This window comes from Nocardia sp. CC201C (assembly GCF_030010695.1).
Lineage (GTDB): Bacteria > Actinomycetota > Actinomycetes > Mycobacteriales > Mycobacteriaceae > Nocardia > Nocardia otitidiscaviarum.
This window is the reverse complement of the sequence record NZ_JASCXP010000441.1, coordinates 1-6,155: the sequence shown is the minus strand read 5'-3', so window position 1 is coordinate 6,155 and position 6,155 is coordinate 1. Positions and strand designations below refer to the sequence as shown.

Below are 6,155 nucleotides of genomic sequence, written 5' to 3'. Positions count from 1 at the left end.
CCGCCCGCCGCCCCCCCCCCCCCCCCCCCCCCGCCCCTCACGCATCACCACCACCCGGTCGGCGAGGTCGGCGACCACGCCCATATTGTGGGTGATGAGCACGATGGCGCTGCCGATGCGGGTGCGCAGATCCCGCAGCAGTTCCAGGATTTCGGCCTGCACGGTGACATCCAGGGCGGTGGTCGGCTCGTCGGCGATGATCACCTTGGGTTCGCAGGCGATGGCGATGGCGATCATCACGCGCTGCTTCTGCCCGCCCGAGAGCTGATGCGGGAAGTAGTCCACGCGATGGTCCGGGTCCGGCAACCCGACCATGCGCAGCAGTTCCACCGCGCGCACCCTGGCTTGTTTGCGCGTCAGCTCGGTATGCGCACGCAGCACCTCCGCGATCTGATAGCCGACCGTGAACAGCGGATCCAGCGCGGCCCCGGGCTCCTGGAACACCATGGAGATGGCCCCGCCGCGCAGCGCGGTGAGCTGCCGCTCCGACATGGCCGTAATGTCCTTGCCGCCCAACGACACCAGGCCCTCGACATGTGCCGTGGCGGGCAGCAGGCCGATGGCGGTGCGCGAGCTCACCGACTTCCCGGAACCGGATTCGCCGACGATCGCGAGCACCTCCCCCGGCCACACCTCGTAGGACACCTCGCACACCGCCCGCACCGCACCGGCGTCGGTGGCGAAGCTGACCGACAGCGAGTCGATGGCCAGCGCCGGTCCGGCGGCGGTGGTGCTGGTTTCACTCATGCGTCGGCCTCCCGTGCCAGCGCCGCCCTCTCCACCGAGGTCGGCGCGTTCACCGCTCGGCGGGTGCGCAGCAGCGGATTCAGTACTTCGTTGAGGCTCTCCCCCGCCAACGTGAGCCCGAGCACCACCAGCACGATCGCCGAACCGGGCAGGATGCACGTCCACCAGATGCCATTGGACACGTCGACGATCGACTTGTTGAGGTCGTATCCCCATTCGGCGGCCTGGGTCGGTTCGATGCCGAAGCCCAGGAAGCCCAGGCCCGCGAGGGTGAGGATGGCCTCCGCGCCGTTGAGCGTGACGATCACCGGCAGCGACTGGGTGACGTTGGCGAGGATGTGCCGGAACAGGATGCGCGGCGTGGACGCCCCGGTCACCCGGGCCGCGTCCACATACGGCTCGTTCTTCACCGCGACCGTGGCATTGCGCACCACCCGGAAGTACTGCGGTACGAAGATCACCGTGATGGCGATCGCGGCCGACAAGATGCCGCCCGCACCGCTGGATTGGCCGCCCGCCACCATGACCGACACCACGATGGCCAGCAGCAGCGGCGGGAAGGCGTACATGGCGTCCATGAACAGCACCAGCACGCGGTCCACCCAGCGCCCGACGTAGCCGGACACCAAACCCAGTGGCACGCCGACGAACAGCGACAGCGCCAGGGAGACGGCGATCACCGCGAGCGCGGTGCGCGCACCGTAGATCACCCGGGAGAACACGTCCTCACTGCGCACCGAGGTGCCGAACCAGTGTTCGGCCGAGGGCGGCTGCTGTGCCGCGAAGGCCACGCCGTCGGCCGACTGGTCGGCGAATCCATAGGGCGCCAACACCGGTGCGAATACCGCGACCACGATGAACAGCGCGACCAACCCCAGTCCGAACAGCAGGGTGACGCGTTGCAGCCCGTGTGTCATGCCGATGAGACGCAGGCCCGGCAGCCCGCGCCGTCGGCGCACCACGGGCGGGGTGGACACCGGGGTGCTCGTCTCGGTGACCGTTTCCGATGCGGTCATCAGAACCTCACTCTCGGATCGACCAGCGCGACGACGACATCGATGAGGAAGCTCGTCACCGCCACCAGCACCGCGATGAACGCGACGATGCCCTGCACCGCGATGAAGTCCCGGCTGCTCAGATATTCGGCGAGTTGATACCCCAATCCCGGCCAGTTGAAGGTTCTCTCGGTCAGCACCGCCCCGCCGAGCAGCATGGCGACCTGCATGCCCATCACCGTCACGACCGGAATCAGGGCGTTGCGGAAGGCGTGTCGCCCGGTCACGGTGCGCTGGGAGAGCCCGCGCGCCCGGGCCGCGTCCACGTAGTCGCTGCGCAGGGTCTGGATCAGATTCACCCGCACCAGGCGCAGGAACACGCCACCGGTGAGCAGTCCGAGCGAGATCGCGGGCAGCACCGCGTGCTTCAGCACATCCGCGAGATGTCCCATATCGCCGTACAGGATGGCGTCGATCACGAGGATGTTGGTCTTGGGTGAGACGTGCATGAGATCCAGTTCGACCCCGGCGCTGGCCCGCCCGGACGCGGGCAGCCAGCCCAGCTGCACGGCGAAGATCAGCTTGAGCACCAGGCCCACGAAGAACACCGGTGCCGCGTAAGCCAGGATGGCGAACAGCCGCAACCCCACATCCGAGCTCGAATCCCGGTGCGTGGCAGCGTATCTACCCAGTGGTATGCCGACCGCGAAGGCGATGAGCAGCGACCAGAACACCAGTTCCACGGTGGCCGCGCCGTAGGTCAGCACCACGTCGGTGACGACCCGGTTGTCCTGGGTGCGCCCGAAGTCCAGGCGCACCAGGTCGGTCAGGTAGTCCCAGTACTGGACCAGGATGGGCCGGTTGAATCCGGCCGCCTCCTTGCGCGCCTCGATCTGGTCGGCGGGCAGCCGTCCGCCCACCGCCGCGGTGATCGGATCGCCGATCACCCGCATGAGGAAGAAGACGACGGTCACCAGAATCCACGCGGTCGGCACGATCAGCAGTGCGCGCACACCGAGGTAGCGCAACAGCACGCCGTACCGAGAACCGCCGCCGCCCTTGTTCTTCCGGCGGGAAGGAGCCGGGGCGGCCGGCGCCTCCACCTTGGCCGCGGCCGTCACTTGCTCAGCACGCCGAACCGGAATCGGAAGGAGGGATCGAGTGTCTGCTCCAGACCCTGGATATCGTTGCCCGCCACCGCGATCTGCTTACCGGCCAGCAGCGGCACGATGGAGATGTGGTCGCGGGCCAGGTCGGCCTGCACCGCTTCGATGATCGCCAGGCGCTTGGTCTTGTCGGGTTCGGTGGCCTCGGCGACCAGCTGCGCGGTGATGGCCGGGTCCTCGAAGTGGTTCTGCAGGAAGTTGTTCGGTCCGAAGAACGGCGTCAGGTAGTTGTCCGGGTCGGCGAAGTCCGGGAACCAGCCCAGCTGATAGATCGGGTAGGCGTCGCGGGCGCGTTCGCGCTGGTAGCTCACCCATTCGGTGGACTGGAGGTTGACCCGGAACAGGCCGGTGGACTCCAGCTGGGTCTTGATGGCGGCGTACTCCTCGGAGCTGCTGCTGCCGTAGTGATCCGAGTTGTACTGCAGGTTCAGATCGACCGGGGTGGCGACTCCGGCGTCGGCCAGGAAGCGCGCTGCGGCGTCCTTGTTCGGCTGCGCCCCGTAGATCTCCTTGAACGGCTCCACCGCACCCGGGAAGCCCTGCGGCACCGAGGAGTACGCCGGCGTGTAGGTGCCCTTGTACACATTGGTCGCCAGCGCCTCACGGTCGATGGAGGAGGCGATGGCCTTGCGGATGGCGAGCTTCTGTTCGGGGGTGTCGCCCGGCATGGTGTTCATGTTGAAGACGAAGTACCGCAGTTCACCACCGGGTCCCTCGTGCACCGTCACATTGCTGTCGGCGCGCAGCGAGTCCACGTCGGTCGGGGTGAGGCTGCGCCACGCCACGTCGATCGCGCCGTTCTGCACGTCGAGCTTCATATTCTCGGTGGTGGCGTAGTACCGGGTGGAGATGGTGTCGGTCTTCGGGGTACCCAGCGCCCCGTTGTAGTCCGGATTCGCCTGGTACTCCACCAGTTTGTTCTTGTCGTAGCTGACGATGGAGTACGGGCCCGAGAACGGCTTGCCGTTCACCACCTCGTTGTCGTCCAGCACCCGGTCGGCGGGGAAGACCTTCTCGTCCACGATGGGCCCGGCCTGCGTGGTGAGCACGGCCGGGAAGGTCTGGTCGTTCGCCTCCTTCAGGGTGAAGCGGACGGTGCGTTCGTCGACCGCCTCGGTCTTCTCCAGATTGCCCAGCAGCGAGGCCGGTCCGTTGGGGTCGTTGATCCCCAGCATGCGGTCGAACGAGAACTTGACGCTGGCGGAGGTCAGCGGGTTGCCATTGGCGAACGTCAAACCCTCACGCAGCGTGCAGGTATAGGTGGTGGGATCGGTGAATTCACACTTCTCGGCCGCGTCCGGCGTAGGGGTGGTCTCCCCCGGCGGCAGATTCAGCAGGAATTGATAGACCTGGGTCTCCGGCAGTAGCGACCCGTTGTCGTAGGCGGCGGCGGGGTCCAGCGAGAAGATCTTGTCGGTGGTGCCGACCACGATCCCCTCACCGCCCCCGCCGCCCGTGCGGCCCGAACCGCAGCCCGCCACCGCGAGCACCGCAAGGCCCGTCATCCCCAGCGCCGCAACGCTTCTCGCTAGCCCAGGCCGATTCGGCCACCCGCGTCCAGCCGGTCTTCTCATCTCGATCCCTCATCTCGAAACCGCCGCCGACGACCCCGGATCACAAGACCGATGCGACAACGGTGAACTTTCGGTATGGCGGGCACAGTACCGACGAGTAATTGCCGTTACGTTGCGTTTGTAAAGAATCGTGCCCGGATTGATGGGATGATGATGGAAAAATTGTCACGCCCGCGTTACTTCACGATCGACCTCGGGTTTCCGCACCGTCACAGGTTGCGCCGGACGGATATTCCGGTTGCTCCGGAACAGATTCCGGGGGTCGTGGGTCGCCTTGAGCGCGGCGAGGCGTTCGTAGGTGTCGGACGCGTAGCCTCGCCGCGTCTGCTCCTCGTCCGCCCGCGCGCCACCGCCGTACAGAAAGTTCGGATGATGGCCGATGGTCCAGGGGGCCAGTCCGGCGCGGATATCCGCCAACCGCTCGTCGACTCCCGGTTCGGGTGCGGCGATGACGCGGGCGACGTATTCGGCCTCCCGGTGGTCCACCGCGATACCGGCCGGTCCGCGGCGACGCAGCGCACCGCCCAGGTGCCGGAGTCCGGCGACGACGGGGACGCCCGAATCCGGCCCGGTGCGGTCGAGGAAGGTCGCGGCCGCCTGCGTGGGTAGCGCGATCAGCAGGGCATTGGTGGCGGTGTAGGCGTGCGGATCGGCCGGATCCCGGTGTATGCCATGACTTTCGGTGTAGGGCATGGTGCGCAGATCGTCGGCGAGCCGGGCGCCGACCGCCCGCAGCGGGGCCACGAGGCGCTCCCCCTCGGCCGCGTCACCGGTGTAGGCGAGGGCGATCGTGGCGGTGTAGCGCCCACGCAGCGGTTCGGGCACCTGCGGGATATTCGGGATGGTGAGCATGGTGATGGCGGAAGTCACCTGTTCGGGCAGGTCTGCTGTCCACAGTCGCCAGGCTTCCAGCGCCGGTTCCACCAAACGGGTATCGAAGGTGAGCTGGCCGCCGTACACCTCGGTGAGCGGCAGCAACTCCAGTTCCAGCGCGGTGACCACACCGAAGTTGCCGCCGGTGCCGAGTACGGCGCCGAACAGCTCGTCGCCGGGGGTGAGGCGGCGCAGGCGGCCGTCGCCGGTCACCAGTTCGACGGCGCGCACATGGTCGGCGGCGTAGCCGAATTCGCGGGCGAGGATGCCGATCCCGCCGCCGAGGGTGTAGCCGACGACGCCGACCGTCGGCGAGGAGCCGTTGAGCGGGGCCAGTCCGTGCGCGGCGGCCGCCTCGACCAGCGCCCCGGAGCGGACACCGGCGGCTACCTGGGCGGTGCGGGACGCGGGGTCGATCCGGATATCGGTCATCCGCCGGGTACTGATCAGCACACCGCCGTCGGCGGCCACCGACAGGCCGTGGCCGGTGGCCTGGACCGCGATCGGAAGTTCATGGCGGGCAGCGTATTCCACGGCAGCACGCACGTCCTCGGCATGCAGTGCGCCGACGATGAGGGCGGGTCGGTGAGTGTAGGCGGTCTGGAAACCGGCGAGTTCCGCGTCGAAGCCGGGCTCGCCGGGACGGAACACCGGGCCGGTGGTGGTGGGTTCTGTCGTGGCTGTATTCGTCATGACTCCGACTCTGCCGACGCGAGCGCGATAACTCCAACAGATAGTTCTGCTTGCTTCTAGAATCAGTAGTTATGGAACTGCGGCAGCTGCGCTACTTCGTCACCGTG

General features: G+C 67.5%; 5 protein-coding genes. All 5 read right to left on the bottom strand.

Translation table 11 applies throughout. The annotated features are described in order from the left end of the window. The coding region (locus QK444_RS31055) for an ABC transporter ATP-binding protein (protein ID WP_282785647.1) at positions 1–747 on the bottom strand (747 nt) is incomplete at its 3' end. Further along, positions 744–1,664 carry an ABC transporter permease gene (locus tag QK444_RS31050; protein WP_282785649.1) on the bottom strand — a complete coding sequence of 307 codons (921 nt, stop codon included), beginning with the start codon at positions 1,662–1,664 and terminating at the stop codon, positions 744–746. The genes QK444_RS31055 and QK444_RS31050, both read right to left, overlap by 4 nt. Positions 1,665–1,762: 98 nt before the next feature. Beyond that, positions 1,763–2,776 (bottom strand): ABC transporter permease, encoded by a 1,014-nt coding sequence (locus QK444_RS31045; RefSeq protein WP_282785648.1) that lies wholly within the window; start codon positions 2,774–2,776, stop codon positions 1,763–1,765. A gap of 83 nt (positions 2,777–2,859) precedes the next feature. Continuing rightward, complete coding sequence (locus QK444_RS31040) at positions 2,860–4,413, bottom strand: ABC transporter substrate-binding protein (protein ID WP_282785646.1); 1,554 nt, start codon at positions 4,411–4,413, stop codon at positions 2,860–2,862. A gap of 234 nt (positions 4,414–4,647) precedes the next feature. After that, positions 4,648–6,048: an FAD-binding oxidoreductase gene (locus QK444_RS31035; RefSeq protein WP_282785645.1), complete on the bottom strand. Its 1,401-nt coding sequence runs from the start codon at positions 6,046–6,048 to the stop codon at positions 4,648–4,650. Positions 6,049–6,155 lie beyond the last annotated feature (107 nt).